The 21,483-nt window shown below is 39.5% G+C and carries 23 protein-coding genes; 8 read left to right on the top strand and 15 right to left on the bottom strand.

Annotated features, from left to right (window positions below; genetic code table 11):
- Positions 1-33: 33 nt before the first annotated feature.
- Both ACE1CA_RS26980 and priA read right to left on the bottom strand, forming a co-directional pair.
- Positions 34-885, bottom strand: a complete 852-nt coding sequence (locus tag ACE1CA_RS26980) for an XDD3 family exosortase-dependent surface protein (protein WP_413278674.1) — start codon at positions 883-885, stop codon at positions 34-36.
- A gap of 513 nt (positions 886-1,398) precedes the next feature.
- The gene (priA, locus tag ACE1CA_RS26985) at positions 1,399-4,104 is read right to left on the bottom strand and encodes a primosomal protein N' (RefSeq protein ID WP_486517552.1); all 2,706 of its coding nucleotides are present in this window, start codon (positions 4,102-4,104) and stop codon (positions 1,399-1,401) included.
- Positions 4,105-4,914: 810 nt separating this feature from the next.
- Here priA and ACE1CA_RS26990 point away from each other — a divergent pair.
- The 4 genes from ACE1CA_RS26990 to ACE1CA_RS27005 all read left to right on the top strand — a co-directional run bounded on the left by ACE1CA_RS26990 (position 4,915) and on the right by ACE1CA_RS27005 (position 7,660).
- Positions 4,915-6,066 carry an RpoD/SigA family RNA polymerase sigma factor gene (locus ACE1CA_RS26990; RefSeq protein ID WP_413280637.1) on the top strand — a complete coding sequence of 384 codons (1,152 nt, stop codon included), beginning with the start codon at positions 4,915-4,917 and terminating at the stop codon, positions 6,064-6,066.
- 122 nt (positions 6,067-6,188) lie between these two features.
- A complete protein-coding gene (locus ACE1CA_RS26995) occupies positions 6,189-6,674 on the top strand; it encodes a GNAT family N-acetyltransferase (protein ID WP_413280638.1) in 486 nt (161 codons plus the stop codon).
- A 161-nt stretch (positions 6,675-6,835) separates the two neighbouring features.
- Entirely contained in the window at positions 6,836-7,354 is a 519-nt protein-coding gene (locus ACE1CA_RS27000; RefSeq protein ID WP_413280639.1) for a pentapeptide repeat-containing protein, read from the top strand.
- A gap of 87 nt (positions 7,355-7,441) precedes the next feature.
- Positions 7,442-7,660: a hypothetical protein gene (locus ACE1CA_RS27005; RefSeq protein WP_413280640.1), complete on the top strand. Its 219-nt coding sequence runs from the start codon at positions 7,442-7,444 to the stop codon at positions 7,658-7,660.
- 129 nt (positions 7,661-7,789) lie between these two features.
- Here the strand turns inward: ACE1CA_RS27005 and ilvC are convergent, their stop codons facing one another.
- Entirely contained in the window at positions 7,790-8,785 is a 996-nt protein-coding gene (gene ilvC, locus ACE1CA_RS27010; RefSeq protein ID WP_413280641.1) for a ketol-acid reductoisomerase, read from the bottom strand.
- 448 nt (positions 8,786-9,233) lie between these two features.
- Between ilvC and ACE1CA_RS27015 the strand changes: the two genes are divergently transcribed.
- Positions 9,234-11,462, top strand: coding sequence for an ATP-binding protein (locus ACE1CA_RS27015; RefSeq protein ID WP_413280642.1), 2,229 nt, complete (start codon positions 9,234-9,236; stop codon positions 11,460-11,462).
- A 26-nt stretch (positions 11,463-11,488) separates the two neighbouring features.
- Here ACE1CA_RS27015 and ACE1CA_RS27020 read toward each other — a convergent pair whose 3' ends face one another.
- Positions 11,489-12,022 carry a pentapeptide repeat-containing protein gene (locus ACE1CA_RS27020; RefSeq protein ID WP_413280643.1) on the bottom strand — a complete coding sequence of 178 codons (534 nt, stop codon included), beginning with the start codon at positions 12,020-12,022 and terminating at the stop codon, positions 11,489-11,491.
- 298 nt (positions 12,023-12,320) lie between these two features.
- On the opposite strand from ACE1CA_RS27020, the gene ACE1CA_RS27025 reads away from it, so the two are divergent.
- Positions 12,321-13,844: a SagB/ThcOx family dehydrogenase gene (locus ACE1CA_RS27025; protein ID WP_413280644.1), complete on the top strand. Its 1,524-nt coding sequence runs from the start codon at positions 12,321-12,323 to the stop codon at positions 13,842-13,844.
- A gap of 283 nt (positions 13,845-14,127) precedes the next feature.
- Positions 14,128-14,499: a response regulator transcription factor gene (locus tag ACE1CA_RS27030; protein WP_413280645.1), complete on the top strand. Its 372-nt coding sequence runs from the start codon at positions 14,128-14,130 to the stop codon at positions 14,497-14,499.
- Positions 14,500-14,528: 29 nt separating this feature from the next.
- Here ACE1CA_RS27030 and mnmE read toward each other — a convergent pair whose 3' ends face one another.
- The 3 genes from mnmE to ACE1CA_RS27045 form a co-directional block, all read right to left on the bottom strand.
- On the bottom strand, positions 14,529-15,923 hold the full coding sequence (mnmE, locus tag ACE1CA_RS27035; RefSeq protein ID WP_413280646.1) for a tRNA uridine-5-carboxymethylaminomethyl(34) synthesis GTPase MnmE: 1,395 nt from the start codon (positions 15,921-15,923) through the stop codon (positions 14,529-14,531).
- 22 nt (positions 15,924-15,945) lie between these two features.
- Positions 15,946-17,361: a protein kinase domain-containing protein gene (locus ACE1CA_RS27040; RefSeq protein ID WP_413280647.1), complete on the bottom strand. Its 1,416-nt coding sequence runs from the start codon at positions 17,359-17,361 to the stop codon at positions 15,946-15,948.
- 75 nt (positions 17,362-17,436) lie between these two features.
- Positions 17,437-17,850, bottom strand: a complete 414-nt coding sequence (locus ACE1CA_RS27045; protein ID WP_413280648.1) for a globin family protein — start codon at positions 17,848-17,850, stop codon at positions 17,437-17,439.
- A gap of 227 nt (positions 17,851-18,077) precedes the next feature.
- On the opposite strand from ACE1CA_RS27045, the gene ACE1CA_RS27050 reads away from it, so the two are divergent.
- A complete protein-coding gene (locus ACE1CA_RS27050; protein WP_413280649.1) occupies positions 18,078-18,290 on the top strand; it encodes a hypothetical protein in 213 nt (70 codons plus the stop codon).
- Positions 18,291-18,444: 154 nt separating this feature from the next.
- On the opposite strand, the gene ACE1CA_RS27055 is transcribed toward ACE1CA_RS27050, so the two are convergent.
- The 8 genes from ACE1CA_RS27055 to ACE1CA_RS27090 all read right to left on the bottom strand — a co-directional run bounded on the left by ACE1CA_RS27055 (position 18,445) and on the right by ACE1CA_RS27090 (position 21,473).
- Complete coding sequence (locus tag ACE1CA_RS27055; protein WP_413280650.1) at positions 18,445-18,663, bottom strand: DUF6887 family protein; 219 nt, start codon at positions 18,661-18,663, stop codon at positions 18,445-18,447.
- A 30-nt stretch (positions 18,664-18,693) separates the two neighbouring features.
- Positions 18,694-18,894 (bottom strand): hypothetical protein, encoded by a 201-nt coding sequence (locus ACE1CA_RS27060; RefSeq protein WP_413280651.1) that lies wholly within the window; start codon positions 18,892-18,894, stop codon positions 18,694-18,696.
- Positions 18,895-19,033: 139 nt separating this feature from the next.
- The gene (locus ACE1CA_RS27065) at positions 19,034-19,384 is read right to left on the bottom strand and encodes a DUF5615 family PIN-like protein (protein WP_413280652.1); all 351 of its coding nucleotides are present in this window, start codon (positions 19,382-19,384) and stop codon (positions 19,034-19,036) included.
- Positions 19,378-19,716 carry a DUF433 domain-containing protein gene (locus ACE1CA_RS27070; protein WP_413280653.1) on the bottom strand — a complete coding sequence of 113 codons (339 nt, stop codon included), beginning with the start codon at positions 19,714-19,716 and terminating at the stop codon, positions 19,378-19,380. Before ACE1CA_RS27070 ends, ACE1CA_RS27065 begins: the two co-directional genes overlap by 7 nt.
- A gap of 118 nt (positions 19,717-19,834) precedes the next feature.
- On the bottom strand, positions 19,835-20,209 hold the full coding sequence (locus ACE1CA_RS27075; protein WP_413280654.1) for a type II toxin-antitoxin system PemK/MazF family toxin: 375 nt from the start codon (positions 20,207-20,209) through the stop codon (positions 19,835-19,837).
- Entirely contained in the window at positions 20,203-20,448 is a 246-nt protein-coding gene (locus ACE1CA_RS27080; protein WP_413280655.1) for an AbrB/MazE/SpoVT family DNA-binding domain-containing protein, read from the bottom strand. The genes ACE1CA_RS27075 and ACE1CA_RS27080 overlap by 7 nt, the downstream gene beginning before the upstream one ends.
- A 33-nt stretch (positions 20,449-20,481) precedes the next feature.
- Complete coding sequence (locus ACE1CA_RS27085; RefSeq protein ID WP_413280656.1) at positions 20,482-20,688, bottom strand: type II toxin-antitoxin system HicB family antitoxin; 207 nt, start codon at positions 20,686-20,688, stop codon at positions 20,482-20,484.
- Positions 20,688-21,473, bottom strand: coding sequence for a GUN4 domain-containing protein (locus ACE1CA_RS27090; RefSeq protein WP_413280657.1), 786 nt, complete (start codon positions 21,471-21,473; stop codon positions 20,688-20,690). The genes ACE1CA_RS27085 and ACE1CA_RS27090 overlap by 1 nt, the downstream gene beginning before the upstream one ends.
- Positions 21,474-21,483 lie beyond the last annotated feature (10 nt).

The raw sequence follows: 21,483 nt of genomic DNA on the forward strand, positions 1-21,483 counted from the left end.
AGAAAATCGATCGGACAAAAGGTATTGTAGAGATTATGAACCGATCGCACGCCGTTTACCCAACTTGCTGGCAAAAATAGATGCGCCAATAGCAGTTAAACCTAAAATTGCCGAAGGTTCTGGTACAGATGCACCAGGAAGACTAGACTTATCGATCGAGAAAGCGATAGTTTGACTACCAGCAAACCTGTTCAAATCAAAGCCAGCAGTAGTTAATTGAGTAGTGGTAAGAAAGTTAAGTCCGGTAATAAATGTTCCTGAAGCGATCGCGTTCAAACTTCTAGTTCTGTCAAAATAATTAGTATCGCGAGCTAAATCGCCTAAACTAGCATTGGAACCCATGCTGCTGTTATAACCGTCGATGCTACCATAGCCAGAATTTTCTGCTGTAACGCTTGTAGCAGTAACACCACTATATAAACCAACTTGCGAAACCCTAGAATCATTAGTACCAGCAAAACGAACACCAAACATCTGACCCTGATTCATCGCATCCATAAAATTTAGCCCGGAAAAATTGAAGAACATATCGCCCCAGCCAATATTTCCGTCAGCAGGACCGCCTGTATCATTTCCAGTCAAGGGCATATTGGCTCTTAGCGCCACCATAATGCTAGACTCAGTTTCCTTAATCCCCATACCATATATTTCGTATACTGAGCCACCAGAACCATCATTACTAGAATCGGTAGCATAATACCAACCATTCTGGGCTGGACTGCTGCCAACAACAAGAGCAATTCCATCATTAATACATTCCATAAATGTATTGATGGTTGTTCCATTCCTTAAAACTCCGGCGTTTGCTGCTTGTCCTGTAACGGAAATAACACCAACAGTGGCAACGAAAGTTTTAAGTAAGGTTGATGCAACATGATTGTTCATTTCTTTGTCCTGCCTTTACTTCTTTAAGCTATGTCTACAACTTTAGTTTTCCCATTGTGAAGTTACAAAGATACAAAAACGGTTTTTTTAGCAAAGTTATAGCAAAGTTTTTCAGCCATAATTGGAACTTCTTTGCGTGTATTCTTGCAGAAAAAATTCAGAGGTTTAGCAGAATTTTGAGTAGTCGGTAAAAATCAAAAACTAAATTTAAGTATATTTGCTTAAAATATTTTATGTATCAAGTTTCCATTTATTTTAATATCTGGCAGACGAATTCTTGGTATGGTCTAAGTTTTGGGAAATGGAAAGTTAGGAGAACAAGGGAAACTAAAGAGAGTGATTTTCAGTAAAATTACTCAATAGATTATACTTGCACGGCGAGCGGCTTCTTATACCAAATCCGGTTTAGCTACCCCCATATTATTAGGCGATTGAAATCACGACTACACAAACAAAGTCCACCTACGCGGACTAAAGACATAACGGGGGTATTCAAGTCGGATTTGGTATTATTTACATCATATTTATTGGGTCAACGTCGATCGTCAAACTAACTGATTTCGGGCATAAATCGCGCAATTCATTAAAGTTAGGCAAATCCACAATTATATTTGCTGGTAATTTCAGGAGAATTTGCCAATAATATCTATTAGCTACTCGCATAATACTAGCGGGTGCAGGGCCTAAAATTTCATAGCTATTACTATTTGTTGGAGGACGCAACCAACCTGCTAACATTTCTGCTGCTTCTTGAACTTCTACGGAATTTATGCTGTTTAATTGAATGAGAATTAACCGACCATAAGGGGGATAATTTAATTCTGCTCTTACAGGTAATTCTGTTTGGATAAATGACTGAAAATCATGGTTTTTCACTGCTTGAATTACTGAATGTTCGGGGTTGTAAGTTTGCAGAATTACTCGACCGCGATCGTCCCCTCGACCTGCACGACCTGCTACTTGGGTTAAAGTTTGAAATGTTCTTTCTGTAGCTCGATAATCGGAGAAATGTAATAAACCATCAGCGGCGACTATTCCCACTAAAGTAACTTGGGAAATATCCAACCCTTTTGTGAGCATTTGAGTTCCTACTAATAAGTCAGCTTCGCCATTGGCAAATTGTGTTAATAAAGTTCGATGAGATCCCTTGGTGCGAGTGGTGTCACTGTCAAAACGAATGACTCGCAATTGAGGCAATAATTTTCTTAATTCTTCCGCTACTTTTTGCGTTCCGCTACCGAAGAATTTTAAATAGGGTGAATTGCATTCTGGGCAATTGTCGGGGTGAGAACGGATAAAATTGCAGTAGTGACAGCGTAGAATTTCTGGTGCTCTTTCTTCGGTGTGATGGTAAGACAAAGATACATCACAATTAGGACATTCAATCACATATCCACAACTGCGACAAGAGACAAAGGTGCTATGTCCGCGACGATGAATAAAGAGAATTCCCTGTTTACGTTGCTCTTGTAATTGTTGTAATGCTTCTTGGAGCGATCGACTAAAAATAGACTTATTCCCCTCCCGCAGTTCTTGACGCATATCCACCACTTCCACAGGTGGTAATGGTCGAGATTGAATGCGTTGGGAAAGAGAAAGGTAGTATTTTGGAAAGTTTTGAGTTTTGAGTTTTGAGTTTTGAGTTAAAGAGTTTTCTTGCCCCTCTGCTCCCCTGCTCCCCTGCTCCCCTGCTCCCCTGCTCCCCTGCTCCCCTGCTCCCCTGCTCCCCTGCTCCCCTGCTCCCCTGCTCCCCTGCTCCCCTGCTCCCCTGCTCCCCTGCTCCCCTGCTCCCCTGCCCCTCTGCTCCCCTGCTCCCCTGACTTCAATCCAACTCTCCAGGGAGGGAGTTGCGGAACCTAAAACTAGGGGACAGTCGATCAGTTCTGCACGCCATAAGGCGACGTTGCGGGCGTGGTAGGTGGGTGTTCTGGCGGTTTGTTTGAAGCTGCTGTCGTGTTCTTCGTCGAGGACGATCAAACCTAGTTTGGGTAGGGGGGCGAAGACGGCGGAACGAGTACCGATGACTACTTGCGGTTCGCCTGCTAACATTTGTCGCCAGGTGTCGTATCGTTCGCCTTCGGAAAGGGCGCTGTGATAAACGCAGACTTTGCTTCCGAAACGGGCGCGAAATCGATCGGTTAACTGTGGTGTTAATCCGATTTCTGGAACTAAAACTAAGGCGGATTTTCCTTGTTCTAGGATGGGGGCGATCGCTTGCAAGTATACCTCGGTTTTCCCGGAACCTGTTACGCCATGCAATAAGACTTGGGCGAATCCTTGTAACTTGTTAATCGTTTCCAAAGCTGCTGCTTGTTCGGGTGTTAAAACTTTTGCTCTGTCGGGTGCTTGTTCTGGTTCTTGGAGCGATCGCAAAATTTCCCGATACTGAATTGTAATATAGCCTTTTTGTTCCAATGCTTTGAGAGTTGTGGAACTGGCTTTACAAAGCTGCAATAATTCATTGAGCCACAATTCTCCACCCTGACGCTGCAAGATGCTCAAAATTTCTGCTTGTCGGGGTGTGAGTTCAATTTTGTTAATCTCTGCAATTAGCGTTACAGCTTGTTTTTGTTTTGGTTGGGCGTGTCTGGGTGTTTCTAAATAGCTTTCTACCCAACCTCGTTTGAGTAATTCTCTCAGTCCTTGTTTTCCGCCTCTAACTTTGGATTGAAGATATTGCCAAGTATAATCTCCGGTTTTCGCACCTTGCAGGAGTTCAAGAATTTGTCGCGCCGATAGGTTGAGGAAGGTTGTTGCGCCCGGGGGAATAGCTTCGGGAATCAGGCGGATGCGTCTTTGCGATCGCGTCAGCAATCCCGGTGGTAAGGCTGCTCGCACTACTTGCATTAAAGGTGTGTAATAATACGTAGAAACCTTTTTCAGTAATTCCCAGTAGTTAGTCGGAAAAAACCCGGAGGTTACAACTTCCTCAACATCCCGTATTTTCTCGGTTGCTAAATTTCCTGGTGGGTGTTCGAGTAACCGAATGGCGATCGCGCCCAAAACTTGCGCCCCGAATGGTACGCTCAAAATATCCCCAGGTTTTACTTCTAAATCCTCTGGCAACCTGTAAGTGTACAACTTTTGGTTTTGTGACTCTTCCTGCGCTCCAGGGGAATCTACCAGCACCTCTACCCATCTATTTCTCGACATGGTAGTTTCATAAGTTGCTTTTGGTTCAGCTAACATCGGGGAAAACTGCCAACGGGGACTAGACATATTGTGAATCACTCAATACTTCGTTTCTGGGGGCGATCGATACTTAACCAGTTTATTCTACCGAGCTAAGGGCTGATTTTGCTGACTAAAAACTTACCTTTCCGCCCAAATAAATCACAAATTCACCATCAATTTAGCTCATCTATATATTTTCCTAGTGCAGCGTCACAGAAAATGATTTAAAAATGAAAAACAAGTAAAAAGCTGAAGATCTAAGCCTTGCTCCTTTCTGCTTTCTTAAATATATCTATCTAATGACAGGCTTTTTCAATAGAGAACTAACCCTTCCCTAGTATTTCATATCACTATTAAATAAAACAGGTTAAACATTTTCTTACTTTGGCAAGACCGTCATTTTACACCTATTGATAGAGAGCAAAGCTATATGTTACATGAGATGCTGTGATCGAAATCGAAAACTTTTACAAAGTTTTGTTGAGTAGTTCAGCAATATAATGGTTACAGAGAAACATTTGTCACAACGGTAAAAGAGGTTTATTTCAATTTAAGGCTTTCACGTTGTTATTTTGTAACTGGGAAAACAATGGCAAAAAACACTTGCGGTAGTCTAATAAAGTATTCCTCTGTTGGTACCATCCTCCCCAAGCAAAAAAGACAAAAACTGGCAAGATTGAGTTGACCGGACTAAAATGGTCGAAAAGACAAAAATCTTAAATTTTTCTAAAGAAATACGAACTGTTTCGTTCACTATCAGGGGGCAATTTGTGTAGATATTAAGAATGGAATGTATTAAAGGAAACGCTGGTTCTAGGGATGTGAGTTTAACAAAATTACAAAAAGAGTTTGCTTATGAATATCACCAAGTTAGATTTGTCGGAAACCCAACCATTAACCATCGGTACTAATATTGATATTGATGTAGAAGTTGATATCAATATCGAACCTTCGGAAATTGATTTAGTTAACAGTGAAGTAGAACTTTCCACCGCAGATGAAACAGTTGAAGTTGAGGAAATAGAGTCTTATCCGACATCGGGTTATCATAAGATGAATTCGGATGATTCGGTAGGGGCTTTCTTTAAGGAAATGGCAAGATATCCTCTACTGAAACCAAAAGAAGAAGTGGAATTAGCCAAGCGGGTGCAATTTTTAGTAACAGTAGAAGAAACCCAAAGAAGTTTACATCAAGAATTGGGTAAACAGCCAACGGTAGCAGAGATAGCAGCAAGACTGGGATTAACAGAGCGACAATTAGAGCAGCGTTTGTATCAGGGAAAAGTAGCGAAACGGAAAATGATTCGATCGAACCTGCGATTAGTAGTGTCGATCGCCAAACGATATTTAAATCGAGGAGTACAATTCTTAGATTTAATTCAAGAAGGTGCAATGGGGTTAAACCGTGCTACAGAAAAGTTCGATCCCGATAAAGGTTATAAGTTCTCGACTTATGCTTACTGGTGGATTCGCCAAGCGATTACCAGAGCGATCGCTAATGATGCTAGAACGGTTCGTTTACCAATTCACATTGTTGAAAAATTAAATAAATTGAAAAAAGTTCAAAGGGAATTAAAGCAGCAGTTAAAAAGAAACCCTACAGAAGCAGAAGTAGCAAGAGCTTTAGAAATTTCCTTAGAACATCTGCATCAATTACAACAATTACGCAGGCGATCGCTTTCGTTAAACCACAGAGTTGGAAGAGAAGAAGATACAGAATTAGTTGATTTGTTAGAAGATAGCGACACCCAATCTCCTGAAGAACAAATGAATGATACCATGTTACGTCAGGAGATTTGGTCAGTATTGGGTGATGTCCTCACACCGAGAGAAAAAGACGTGATTTCTCTGCGTTATGGTTTAACAACCAGCGAACCTTGCACTTTAGAAGAAGTGGGTAATTTGTACAATTTATCCCGCGAACGAGTGCGCCAAATTCAAAGTAAAGCGATGCGAAAATTACGCCGTCCCCAAATTGCTCAACGTCTCAAAAGTTGGTTGAAATAAATTTAAATGTATTCAGATCCCCGACTTCTTGAAAAAGTCGGAGATCTAAATTCTTTTGACTATTCTCTGGTAAAATAGGTGGTGTTCAGAAATAACGTTGGTTAACTAATCACCTATTAGCAATGACAAATTTGATTTTGCGATCGACAACGCCCCAAGATGTGCCAACTTTATTTGAATTAATTAAAGGTTTGGCTGAATACGAAAAGTTATCTCATGCAGTCACCGGGAATATTGCAGATTTAGAATCTCACTTATTTGGCGATCGCATTTACGCCGAAGCAATATTAGCTGAATTAGATGACAAAGCAGTAGGTTTTGCTTTATTTTTTCCTAACTATTCTACCTTTTTAACTAAACCAGGAATATATTTAGAAGATATATTTGTGTTACCAGAATATCGGCATCAAGGTATTGGTAAAGCATTACTAATTCATGTAGCTAAATTAGCAGTTGAACGGGGTTGTGGTCGCTTAGAATGGAGCGTATTAGATTGGAATGCACCTGCGATCGGCTTTTATCAACGTATGGGTGCCGATGTGTTACCAGACTGGCGAATTTGTCGGGTTACAGGTGAGAATCTTTCTAAATTAGCAGCTGACAATTAACAATACTCAGATCCCCGACTCCTTCAAGAAGTCGGGGATCTAGATTAAGCCTAAGAGTTTTTACTTAAGTTTATGTGAACTTCCGGATCGGAAGAGGGAACTTTAGTAGTAAGGATCAACTACTTGACTAAGGAAGCCAGAGCAGCTTCTATAATTTAGCCATGAAATTCAAGCATCTTACCGTTTTGATAATTTTACTTGGTGCAGGAGTCGGGTCGTATTTCTACATTTCTGCTTTCAACACTCAAAAGCGAGTGGAAAAATTGCTAGAAACTAGGGAATGTCCCCGATGCGACCTGAGAAATGCTAATTTACAAGGAGCCGACTTAAGCGGCGTGAACTTGGAAGGAGCTAACCTAGAGGGTGCTAACTTAGAAGGCGCAAAACTGGGAAATGCTAACTTAAAAAGAGCCAACTTCACCAAAGCTAATTTAGAACGTGCTGATTTAGGTTGTTTGGGTATTAGTTTCAGGCTAAGAGCTAATAATGATGGAGGTTCTTTAGGTTTTAAATTAGGAACTACACCAACAAATGACGACCCCCGGAGTGCTAATTTGGGTTTAAATGTTAAAGCCAGCGATCGCACAGCCGCCCTCAGTTTAAATGTTCTAGGATGCGCTAATGTAGAAGGGGCTAACTTCCAAGAAGCCAAAATGCCTGATGGCAAACTTCACCCTTAAATAAACTCAAAAAATAGCTCTGTTGACTCAAGAATTGGGAACAATAGAATTAAGCGAATTGATTAACTATTTAGTTAATTTATTGTTATGCTATCCAAAGCTAAGTTTCCCTTGCTGATTGTACTATTTTTGCTGTTTGTTTTGCTGGGCGATCGCATTCCCTTCCCACCCGTTAGTAACGCCAGCTTACAAACTCGAACCACAATCAACAACTTCATGCTAGGTTTGTTTCCCAAAAAACAACCAACAAATCCTTACGAACGCACCGAAAAAGCCATTGAAAAACAGGAGCGGGGAGGGCAGTGATTGGGAACTGGGAAGAAGTGGGGAGGTAGGGAGGTAGGGGGGTGGGGGGAATTTCTAGCTCCAGAATCTCTCTCTCCCCATCCCCCCATCCCCCCATCTCCCCTGCCCCCTTCACCCTACTGGCAAAGATTAGTCCTTCTTCAGCCAGCTAAACATGGCACGTAAATCCTTACCAACTTCCTCAATGTCGTGTTCGGCTTCCCGACGACGCATGGCGGTAAAACCTGGTTTGCCAGATTGATTTTCCAGGACAAATTCTCTGGCAAATTGACCTGTTTGGATTTCTTGGAGAATTTTCTGCATTTCGGCGCGAGTTTCATCGGTGACAATACGGGGACCACGAGTTAAGTCGCCATATTCAGCGGTGTTAGAAATGCTGTCGCGCATTTTCGCTAACCCGCCTTCTACGATTAAGTCAACAATTAATTTGACTTCGTGCAAGCATTCAAAGTAAGCGAGTTCTGGTTGATATCCAGCAGCAACTAAGGTTTCAAAACCTGCTTTAATTAAGGCGCTCAAACCGCCACAGAGGACAACTTGTTCGCCAAATAAATCGGTTTCGGTTTCTTCGCGGAAGGTAGTTTCCAAAATTCCGGCGCGAGTCCCACCAATGCCTTTAGCGTAGGCCATTGCGCGATCGCGTGCCTGTCCGCTAGCATTTTGATAAACCGCAAACAAACAAGGCACTCCTTCTCCTTGTTCGTAAGTCCGTCTTACCAAGTGTCCTGGGCCTTTAGGTGCTACCATCACCACATCTACATTCGCAGGTGGTACTACTTGAGCAAAGTGGATATTGAAACCGTGAGCGAAAAAGAGAACTTTGCCTTCTGTCAAATATGGCTCAATTTCGTTCTTATAAACACTTTTTTGCACCTCATCTGGCAGTAGGATCATAATCCAATCGGCTTTTTGAGCAGCTTCAGCAACGCTGTAAACTTCCAATCCCGCTTCTTTAGCTTTAGATGCCGACTTACTACCAGGATACAAACCGACGATTACGTTAACGCCACTATCTTTCAGATTTAAGGCGTGAGCGTGACCTTGGGAACCATAACCGATAATTGCTACCGTTTTATTTGCCAATAAATCTAAATTGGCATCAGAATCGTAGTACATCCGAGCCATAAGGGTAACTCCTGATTTTAAACTGACTAATGATGTGCAAACTTTTTATCATACCATATTCAAATTTATAAAACGGAGTTTGCCTTTAGAAGCAAATTTTTGATTGATTTAAGGATTAAGATAGTTAAAGAACCAAAGTAAGATTTACAAAGCTATCTTAGTAAATAATTTCGGGATTTTTTTTTATCGTTCTTTTAAATTGTTAGTGTTGTAGTCTTCACAACATATACAAAGGAGAAATTATGGTAAGAATTAGGCGATCGCTATCTGATTACAATCAGCCAACTTTATAGGAGTAGTAGACTTATGCTACTAAGTCAAGTTACTATTAAACTAAAAGTTAATTAATTGAGCCTTTAAGTAAAAGGAGTATTTACTTAAATGATTCTACTAAAAAACTAAATACCTATGTTTCAGAAGTAACATTTTCATTTCAATAACAAAGTATATGAGTGTACCCCTACGTTTTTTACTAATTCAAAGCTCCGAAAATGACGCTAACTTGTTAGCAAATGAACTAAAGCGTGGTGGTTATACCTTATTTTCCACGATAGTAGAAACACCTAAAGCTATGAATGCAGCTTTCGCAAGACAAGATTGGGATGTTGTGATTGCTGATAATTCGTTACCAGATTTTAATGCCTTGGTAGTATTGCAGCTAATTAGAATGAGAGGGTTAGACTTACCAGTTATCGTACTTTTGGAAAAACGATGTGAAGATATGATAGTAGCTGCGATTAAAGCTGGAGCAAATGATTGTTTAATTAAAGATAATTTAACTAGGTTAGTGCCGATTATAAAACGCGAACTCCAAGCATTTGCAGTGAAAACTAAAAATAAAAAGCTAGAGAATAACTTAATTATCGATCGTTTGGAGATTACCAAATATAAAGAAGCCGCCTTAAAAAACCAGCAACAAGCTGAGAGAGAGAAAATTTTAAATCAAATCTTTCGATTTCTCAATAAGAGTCTGAATCTTGAATATATTTTACAACAAATTGTGCAATTAACTGGTGAATGCTTCGGTGTCGATCGGGTAATTATTTTCAATACCGAATCAGGACAAATTCAGGTATTGAATGAATGGTTAGCTAACCCAGAAATTCCTTCAATGTTAGATTTTAAAGTACCGATTTCTGAATGGCCTGATTTAGTAGATCCTGATTCTGAATTTAATAATGGCAAAGCTTTTCATGTACCTCATTATCCACCTTGTCCCGTAACACCTGCCCAACAAGAAAGCATTGACAAATATCAGGTTCGTTCAGTTCTGAGCGTACCAATCTTTATCCATGATAGTTTGTTTGGTGGTTTAGGTTTACATACAACGTTATCTTATCGTAACTTCACAGATGAAGAAATTAAATTGCTAGAAAGAATTGCCGATCAAGCGACGATCGCACTTTACAACGCTATCAGCTACGAACGCTTAGAGCATTTAGTTAAACAACGCACCGAAGAATTAGAAAAAGCCAAGTTAGAAGCAGAAGCAGCTAATCGTGCTAAAAGTGAATTTTTGGCTAACATGAGTCATGAATTACGGACTCCGTTGAACTCAATTTTGGGTTTATCCCAAATGCTCCAACAAGAGTTTTATGGACAACTTAACGCTAAACAAAAAGAGTATATGCACTGCATTTATAGCAGTGGAGAACATTTGCTTTCATTAATTAACGACATCCTCGACTTAGCTAAAGTGGAAGCAGGGAAAGAAGAACTAATGCTCGAAAGTGTGGAAATAAGAGAATTATGTTATTACTGCTTGTCTATTGTAGAAGAAAGAGCTAAAAGTCAAGGTTTAGTTTTAAAAAGTGAAATCGATCCGCAAGTCAGTCATTTTATTGCCGATCAACGTCGCCTTTGCCAAATGTTACTTAATTTGCTTTCCAATGCAATCAAATTTACTCCAACAGGAGAAGTAACTTTAATCGTCAAAAAACAACCAAAAGGAACTTCATTTATTGTTGCTGACACAGGAATTGGCATTGCTTCTGAAGATATTTCTGAACTGTTTCAGCCTTTTTCCCAATTGGATAGTAAACTGAATCGTCAATATCAGGGAACTGGTTTAGGTTTGGTTTTAACTCGTCGTTTAGCTCGACTACATGGAGGAGATTTAACTGTGGAATCCCAGCTAGGAGTGGGGAGCAAATTTACTATTTATTTACCAGATTTATCATTAAAAAATATTTTCGCTCATTCATACCAATATCAAGAAGAAGAAATTACAAATAATAGAGAAATGGTTTTGTTAGGAGAGGAATTGCTAGAAAAAAGACCAATTTTACTAATAGGAAACGATCGTAAAAGTGCTACAACTTTACAGAATTATTTAAAAGTTTTGAACTACAAAGTAGAGCATTTATCAAGCAGTGAGGGTTTTTTGGAGCAGGTGCGAATAATTGAGCCTGGGTTAATATTATTAGATATGGATTTAGCAACCGATCTCCTGGGTTTAGAGTTATTAAAAATGCTGCGATCGCAACCAGCTTTAGCTCATATACCAGTAGTAATGCTTGCATCAACAGCGATCGAAGGGGAACGCGATCGTTGTTTAGCAGCTGGAGCTAATGAGTACTTAACTAAACCCATTGGAGTCGCTAAAATAGAAGCGATCCTCTCCCAATACTACAATCGTGTAGAATATTCATCAGCGTTATCAATTTCTAATTGCTAAATACAACCCAACTTTCTTTGCTGTAATTAACTATCTCGACAAAATCCATCGGGAAAAACAGTGGTGCGATCGCAATTCGCTTCAGATAAGTTTACCTTTTTAGCACGATAAAAATTAGTACCAGTAAGTTGCGCCCCATCTAACTTAGCTGCTTCTAAATAAGCACCAGTTAAATCTGCATATTTTAAATTAGCGTCACTGAGATCGGCATGATACAAATCTGCGCCTTGTAAATTAGCACCTGATAAATCTGCACCTTTTAAATTAGCGTATCGCAAACTAGCTCTGCAAAGATTAGCATTCCCTAAATTAGCTTGGGATAAATTAGTCTGATTGAGGTTAGCATCACTTAATTCAGCTGCTTGGAATTGTGCTTGACAAAGATTAGCATTGCTTAAATCAGCATAAGGTAAATACACCTCTTGAAGATTGCTTTGATAGAGATTAACATCTGATAAATTTACTTCAAACAAGTTAGCTCGAATTAAATTAATTTGAGAAAAGTCTCTTGTCCCGTTAGCATATTGAGCTAGTAATTCTTCTGCACTTAAATGCTGCATTTTGGTTTTAATACTGTCACTACACCACTAAGTTGATGACTTGAGGAAAACATAGAGTATTTATGCTTAAGTGAAATTCTAATTTAAACCATTGTAAAGAAACTTATATTTTTTTTAATATTTTTTTTAGATTTGGATGTGGATCTAAATACAAATGCACGGTAATTTTACCTTTTTTTCTTGATAAGATTATCATTGACATTTTTCCTATTTAATGTATGTCACTTTGTATCTCTGGACATAACACTTTTTACCGTCTTAATGTCAAAATCAAAAGCGAAGCAGAAAGAAAACTGGTATGACCACAGCAAAAATTTCGATCGCTCAACATTATCACGAGCGAACCAAATACGATCCTAAAACCATAGCAACCAAGAGTCAGGGGTTAGATTGGTCACGCCAGCCTACACCTTTCAAAGAATATAGACTTGGTATTTCTTTTGACCTCAAACCATATCTTACAGAAAAATCCGAAACAATTGTCAACTCCTCAGAAGATGATTGGTGGAAACGGCTATCCCACTTACTTTTTTGCAGTTATGGATTAACCGCTAAAATGTTGACAATGACCGGGGAACCAGTTTACTTAAGAGCGGCTCCTTCGGCGGGTGGTTTATATCCAGCGGAAGTTTATTTAATTTCGCGTGGCACCCCATTGTTACCCGCAGGATTGTACAATTATCAGCCAAAAACCCATTCATTAATTCAATTTTGGGAAAATCAAGTTTGGACAGAATTGCAAACAGTTTGCTTTTGGCATCCAGTTTTAAATAATACGCAATTAGCGATCGTCACCACAGCAATTTTTTATCGTTCCGCTTGGCGTTACCAAGACCGAGCTTACCGGAGAATTTTTTTGGACACGGGACATTTATTAGGCAATATAGAATTAGCTGGCGCAATGGTTGATTATCGTCCACATTTAATTGGTGGATTTAACGATCGCGCACTCAACGAACTACTTTATCTTGATTCCGAACAAGAAGGAACAACTACCGTAATTCCTTTAGCTGACTTATTAGATCCCCAGCAAAACCTATCTTTAGAAGTCACAGCATTACCCTCTGCAATTGATACAAATTATCCGCGAGTTCCCGATGGAGAATTAATCAAATACTTCCATCAAGCAACAGAAATTTCTGCCGAAACGGGAAAAACTGAAGTTACTAATCAGTCATCATTAGAAGATAAATATAATTTTCCTTTTTGCCTAAAAGTGAGTACCATCACTGAACCAATAAGCTGGGGAGAAAACCAAGAATTACTAGAAAATACGATTTTGCGCCGACGTTCCACTCGTGCTTATAACGGTGCTAACTTGGCATTAGACGAACTGAAAGCTTTACTCGATTTTACTTATCAACCGCAACATTATATCGAGCAAGATTTAGACCGATCGCCAGATTATTTTGATTTAAGTTTAATTCAAACCTTTATTGCTGTAAGTGGAGTAGATGGGTTAGAAGAAGGCTGCTATTATTATGCTCCCCAAGCTCAAGAATTGCGGCAAATACGGTTTAAAAACTTCCGGCGCGAATTGTATTATTTGTGTTTACAACAGGAATTAGGCAGAGATGCCGCAGCCGTACTATTCCACACAGCTGATTTAAAAACCGCAGTGGCAAAATATGGCGATCGCGTTTACCGCTACCTACACATGGATGCCGGACATTTAGGACAAAGACTCAATTTAGCTGCTATTCGCCTCAACTTGGGAGTCAGCGGCATCGGTGGCTTCTTCGACGATCAAGTAAACGAAGTTTTGGGCATTCCCACTGATGAAGCAGTTTTGTACATCACTACTTTAGGTCGTCCTAGATGATTGGGGAGATGGGGAGATGGGGAGGTGGGGAGATGGGGAGAGATCTAGAGCTAGAAACTCCCCCCATCCCCCTACCTCCCCACCCCCCCACCTCTTCAACTCCCCCTGCTCCTTATCGAACAATTAGCTATGTGTCAACTGGAAATTTGCTTAGATTGGTTGAAGTGTGATAATAGAGGTACAAGGTTAGTTGATTTTATCGTAAAAAGAGTAATGTTACGATAAATACATAACCTTCTTAACCTTGTACGTGCCTGAACTAAACAATTTGGGTAGAAATCCTATGACTACAGTTCTAGTTGTGGAAGACAATAAAGCTCAACGGGAAATGATCTCTGACTTGCTCAAAAAGATGGGGCTAAAAGTCAGCGAGGCTAGTGATGGTGTCGAAGCACTGGAACAAATCGACGGAAATCCTCCTGATTTAGTGGTATTGGACATCATAATGCCACGAATGAATGGCTATGAAGTTTGCCGTCGTCTCAAAAGCGATAAGAAGACTGAGAATTTAGTTGTGGTGATGTGTTCTGCGAAGAAAGAGGAGTTCGATCGCTATTGGGGGATGAAGCAAGGCGCAGATGCTTACATCGCTAAACCTTTTCATCCGCAAGAGTTAGTAGGAACGGTAAAACAATTGTTGCGCCCTCCTGCTTAAATTTGCTAGTTGGTAATAGAATGAATTTACTATTTACCAATACAAAAGCGGCTGAAAATGCGATCGAGTACTGATTCTGTTACTTCCTCTCCAGTAATTTCTCCTAATGCTTGAATTGCTCCACGCAAGTCAATTGTCCAGAAGTCCAAGGGTAATTGTTCGGCAATAGTAGTTAAGACTTGTTCTAAGGAAGTTTTTGCTTTTGTAAGGGCGGCTGCTTGTCTTTGGTTAACTGCTAAATCTAGATCTGCGGCTTGCACTTTACCAGCATTAATCGCTGCTAAAATTGCTGTTTCTAATTCTTCAATTCCTTGGTTATGTGCGGCAGCAGTGTAAACTTGAAATTGAAATTGGGGAATTTCAGCTAATAAATTTTGCTTTTGATTTTCTGTAATTAAGTCAATTTTATTCATGACTAAAATTACCGGACAAGTTTTGACTTCCTGATAAATTTCTGCTTCGGCTGCTGTCCAACCAATTTGGGCATCAATTGTTAGTAAAATTAGATCGGCTGCTTCCGCTGCACGGCGCGATCGCTCAACACCAATTTTCTCTACAATATCGCTAGTTTCTCTGATTCCCGCAGTGTCTAAAACTTGTACAGGTATTCCCCCGACAACTAACTGAGATTCGACAACATCTCTGGTAGTTCCAGGTAGTTCGGTGACGATGGCGCGATCGCTTTTACTCCAAGCATTTAACAAACTAGATTTTCCCACATTTGGGCGACCGACAATGGCAACTTTAATCCCAGTTCGCAACAATTCTCCGCGATCGGCAGTTGCTAAAATTTGCTGAACTTTGGCGGTAACTTCGGCAATTTGTGCAGCAATATTTTCCTCATTTAATGGTGGTAAATCTTCCTCAAAATCAATTCTGGCTTCAATTTCTGCCAAAATATCTAAACAGGTAATTCTTAATTGATGAATCGGTTCTTTTAACTTTCCTTGTAATCCAGCTAAAGCAGTTTGTGCAGCTTGCGGCGACTTTGCGCCAACTAAATCAGCAATACTTTCTGCTTGGGTTAAATCAATTCTGCCATTTAAAAAAGCTCGTAGGGTAAATTCTCCCGGTTGCGCTAATCTAGCACCTTGTTCGATGCACAATTGTAATACTTGTTGCACTGCCATAATTCCTCCGTGACAGTGGAATTCGACAACATCTTCTCGCGTGAAAGAACGAGGCGCTTGCATGATTAAAAGTAGCGCTTCATCAATTAATTGTTGAGTTTGGGGATGGCGAATATAACCATAAAGGATACGATGAGTTTCCCATTTTTGCTTACTGGGTGCATGAAAAAGTTGTTGTGCGATCGCTATTGCTTCTGTTCCCGAAACTCGCACAATTCCCACGCTACCTTGTTGGGGAACAATTGCTGTGGCAATTGCTGCGATCGTACCACTCGTTGCTAATGTCTGTGACATCAGTTTTGTTTTTTACCCACTTTTAAATAGATTTCTCTTTCTCTAATTTATCTAATAAATCTTCAGCAATATCATACCAACGCTGACGATATTTAGCATCCTCTGGTTTTTCGGTTAAAGCACGTCTTTTTAGTTCGGGATATTTGCTGTAGAATAGGCGATCGACTTGAGTATAAAAATCCGTTACACCTAAAGCTTTACTCCGTCGCATAATTTCCGCTTGACGATCCAATTCAGCTTTAGTTAAAGTCGTCGAATTAGGTAATTTAGGTAAACTAGGTAAACTAGGTAAATTAGGTAAAGGAAAAGATATTTTCTTTGGTAATTTTAACAATTCTGCTTGAGCTAAATTCCAAGCGCCTACTCCCACCGCTACAACTACACCTATTTTCAAAGTATTAGCTATAAACTTTACTCCAAATAGCTTTTTAGCAGGTAATTTAACGATCGTTCTTCCTACATTAGCAATAACTTGAGTAACATTAGTTTTCCAATTACGACCAACAAAATTAAGAGTTGGCATTTGGGAAATATTGAGATTACCCGCAGTAACAGGTTGAGGATTAGGATTAGCAATAGGCTGAGGATTAGGATTGCTAACTGTTAGTAAAACCTGCAACACTTCTCTGGCTGAATGATAGCGATCGCTCGGTTTATAAGCCAAACATTTATCTAAAATTTTCCCCAACTCTGGACTCACACTAATGTATTGTTGCCAGTGCCAAACCGCTTTAGAATTATCATAAAATTCCTTTGGCTGTTTCCCAGAAAGTAACACCAAAACCGTCACGGCTAAAGCATACAAATCACTAGAAGGAAAAGCTTTTCCTTGGCGAATTTGTTCCGGTGGCGCATAACCTTCCTTACCCAACAAAGTTACTACAGGTTGTCCAGTTGCCTTAGAAACAGCAGTTGTCGCCGCTTTTTTCACACCTCCAAAATCAATTAAAACTGGCATTTTATCAACACTACGCTGCATCAAATTTTCCGGCGAAATATCCCGGTGTACGACACCTTGAGAGTGAATGTATTCTAATACTGGCAAAATTTGTTGCAGCAATTGGACTACTTCCGCTTCACTAAAACAACGCTGTTTTAAAAGTTGTGCGTAAGTCTCACCTTCGATATAGTCTTGCACTAAAAATAGTGCTGGTTTGCTGTTTAATTGCGATCGCAGAAACTCGCGAAAATTTGGTATTTGCGAATGCTGCAATTTGTAAAGGACACTTGCTTCCCGTTCAAATAACTCTTCCGCTTTTTGTAACTCCTTAGCACCTTGAATTTGGGGAGCAAATTCTTTTAAAACACAAGGTTCTTGATAACGGTTAATATCGATCGCTAAGTAAGTCCGTCCAAAGCCACCTTGTCCCAACTCACGGACAATTTCATAGCGATTTTCTAGCTTCGAGCCAACAGTCAGAGGTGAAGAGTTAGACATTCTTACGAATCAAGTAAACACAACAGGGAAGTTTAAGAGATTTTAACTCATCAAGTGCTAAAAAACACTATTTTGTCAAGCTACTTTCTCTGTACCTTTTAACATTATTTCAGATATGGCTGCAAAAGCTTCTATCCAAGCTTGCTTGACCTCTGTTGTCCACTTTTCTCCCAAATATAATTCAAAAGTTTTCAACAAAGCAGCACAGAAATCAGGATAATACTCTTTCAGCGCTCCATATTGTACATGACGCTCACCAAGTTGCTTTAAAGCATCATTCACCGTTTCGGTATCCCGAATATTTTCTATAGTTAACATTAAAGCGCGGACTAAGTGCTTGCGTTGTTCCATCATATTTGTCCGCGCAAACAAAGGCTGAATTTGAGGATAATCGTGAAAGAGGTTTTCATAAAAACTGATGGCGAACTCATCAGTTTGTTCTTTAATTTGTTGGAAAGTTTCTTGTAAAACTTCTACTTGCAAAGCCATTGTTGATCCTACCTGTCAATTAGCTAAAAAATGGCTGGTACTGCTCAATCATAATCGTCAATTTTGCCAAATACCAGATATTAATCATAAGTATGTCTGAAGTTTAACCATTTCTTGAGTGTGATGCCAATCATTAAGCTTATGTATTACAATTTGTAAAAGAAATTTTCATTCGATCGCAGTCTTGTATCGTGGTTGATGAAAAAAGGAACTTAAGGAAGGAGAACATGGAAGCTACCACAATAAACTGTGCGGAAGCCTGCGTTAATGGCTGTGTTTTGGGTGACAAATGTCCAAATAAGGAATATGTCGCCTCTGCATCCAAGTTTATCAACGATGTCTCGTTAGATAGAATGCACGAAATAGCCGAAGCTGCTTTAAGAAAAAAAATGTCCCAGCCACCCCAATGGGTAATTCCCGATTTTACCGAATCAAAATAGTTGAAATTTTTGGCGATCGCATTTTACCATTTTACATTTTAGTGAGAGGAGTTTGGGGGGGATAGTGCGATCGCTAATTAAATTTTGGATTTTAGATTTTCCTGATTGCGTTGATTATTCATCAATATTAATTGTAAATAACCAATCATTATAACTATTGACTACTTTTATTTCTCGCCGCTTCTAACTTTCGACGAATAGCCGCTTGAACCTTCTCATCAAAATCAGGATCTTCAGGACTAGCAATAATTGTCAGTGGACGTTGATTAATTCGATCTAAGTACGCTTGCAAAGCAGCTTGATCTCCACGATGTTTGAGAAAATACTGTTTCAACTCAGCATTAGACATTGAATCATAGTTAATTTGGCTCATCAGCAAACTCTCCACTTGGGATAATTTGAATCACAAATCAGTGCAACTTCCTTCCAGTAAATGTTTTAATGCTTTCTCAGCAAGTGCATCAAGCTTACCTGCTGCTACATCCGCTTCAAACTGTTTATCCCAGATTTCTGCATCAAATTCCGCAAACCAGGTACGAAAAGCCGCGAGTTCCTCTGGAGAAAGTTGCTTAATAGCTTGTTCAATATCTTGTAGGGTATTCATGTGTCAGAACCACAAATTGTGTCATCGCATTTTACCATTTTACATTTTGGTGAGAGGAGTTTGGGGGGGATGGTGCGATCGCTAATTCAATTTTCGATTTTCGATTTACCTTAGAGTTTTCATTATCCTGCTGATTATATTAAAGCGGAAGATAATAAATTTGTCCTTCTAATTCGCCTTCTAAACTACAATCTATAACCATCAAAATATCTTCTATCACTCGACCAATTTGTGCATCTGTACTCACCTCAATCACACCAGGCATCGGTAAACCTTCCCTGATTCTTTCATAAGCAAAGCGTGTAATTGTAGCAACATCATGAGTTAGCAATATTCTATCTTCTTGGGCTGCCCAAGCCAAAATAATTGGATCTTCCTCACCTGATAAACCAACATCTTGAACTCGGACAATATCAATACTTGGTTTACGGCGAAATAATCCTCTAACAATGGTATTATCAAAGTTCTCATCAGCAAGGAATTTCAACATACTTCCCGTTCAGCTTTGCGAGCTAATAATCTGTCGCGCAAACCTTGGGGATCAAACCTCGCCTTATTCATATTACGAACTTCTTGAGCTTCCTGCTGTCGTAGCTGTAAATATGCTTCAACTTCATCTTGATGGTTGAGATAGAAGGCAATAGTCGCATATACATCAGCAAGTTTTAGCGATGGATAACGGTAAACAATTTCTTCTGTAGTCGCTCCTTGTTTGAAAACAGCAACTACAGTGTCCAAGGTTACGCGAGTTTTGCCTACTCGAACTACACCATCAGCAGTAATATGCAGAGGTGCTTTTTCAGCTACAATTGCTAATGTCATAAGCGAAATGGAGATATTTGCTTTTAAATATTAGCAAATAGTTGATACAGGATTGAAATTGTATTTGACTATTTTACATTTTGGTGGGGAGTTTTGGGGGAAAGTGCGATCGCTCTTTTTAAGAAGATGTATCTTCTTGTTCGTCTGATTTCTCAACTTCAAACAAAATTGGTTTTATGCGCCGCAAAACTTCCTCAAATACATCCTTTGGACAATCACCAAGAAAGCTTGCTTGTCTAGCAAGGTAATCTAAAGATCGCAATTGATCTGTCATAATTACACCCGTCACCGCTTGACCTTCTGGAATCGGAATATAAAAGGGATTTTTGCGTTGAGTATTACTAATTGGACACACAAACACAAACCCCATCTTCTGATTAAATTGAGTTTGGCTTACGACTAAAGCAGGTCGAATTCCCATCTGTTCGTGTCCAGCTTGAGGATCAAAATTGAGGCGAATAAAATGACCGCGTTCAGGAATATAGCTTACCAAACTTCTTCTCCTTCTGCTTTACCCCAAAAAACCTCTTCACTGGTTTCTATTTCACCTGCTAATAATTCATCGAGTGTGTAGTCTAAGCTTTTCTTAACAGGTTCTAAGACAATTTTGCCGTTCTCTAGAGTGCAGATTACTGTATCATCCACTTTAAGTTTGAGAGTTTCAGCAATCTCATCTGGAATTTGTAAAGTCAGGGAATTACCCAACTTACTGATATTTATTTTTGTTGTCATATAATTTCGTTGCTCTCTACATTTAATAAGTAACTAAACTTGGACATATTCGCATAAAGTAGTTGCTTCGGGAATTGGTAAACCTTCCTCACGTAATCCTTCTAAGTGAAAAGAAATTGCTTCTTTAATTTGCTGTTCAACCTCTTCAATAGTTACACCAGTTGCTACACATCCCGGTAAATCTGGAACATAAACTGAGTAATTTTCTGCTGCTTTTTCAATTACAATTGCATAACGCATTAGTTTGATTCCTCTTCAGTTTCTTCTTGGTGTTCTGTATTTTCTGATTGTTGTTTCAACTGAGCTTGTTTCCAAATACTATTTAATGTACCAGGAGCTAAATCATCAGATGGTTTACCTGGAATTGTAACTAAACCTGATTTTGTTGGATGTTTATACTGACGGTGACTTCCCCTAGTTCTGACAAGATACCAGCCATCTTCTTCTATCTGTTTAATGATTTCTTTTACTTTCATTCTCAGTACCGAGAGAAGAGAGAACAAGAGAAAAGACACCTCCTCTATACATTCATCCCACTCCATAAAACACGACTCCCACAAAAAACAACTCCAAGGGAGATGCCCTATGGGGGCATTTTGGGAGAAGTTCAGGTTTCCAAACCAATCGTCTTTTTCTTTCACATACCAGCCTACGCGATCGGCAAACTCTTTCCAAACTTTGTAGTCATAATCTGGCTTACCACCGATTTTTAACCAAATTTTTTGCTGTACGCTAAAGCCAAAGCGTCCGTTACTGCACTTTACCCAAAGTTGGTCAATCGTGCGGAGGTTTTCCCAGGGAAATGCTCTCATATCTTCAGAAATTAGCCGACCTTCTTCTTCTCGTTTAGCTATTTTGAGCATAATCCTTGCTGTTTCTCGATCAGCTTCTCCCCATTTTTCAGCAGCTAGTAGGTTTTGTAAATTGGTGTAATCTATTCCTTCTGCCATAATTGGTAAAAAACGAGAAAGCTGATCTTTATCATCACAAATTTCAGCAGCTACTTCCTGAATCTGATTAACCAAAATTGTCCCC

This window comes from Floridaenema evergladense BLCC-F167 (genome assembly GCF_041929205.2).
Taxonomy (GTDB): Bacteria; Cyanobacteriota; Cyanobacteriia; order Cyanobacteriales; family Aerosakkonemataceae; genus Floridanema; species Floridanema evergladense.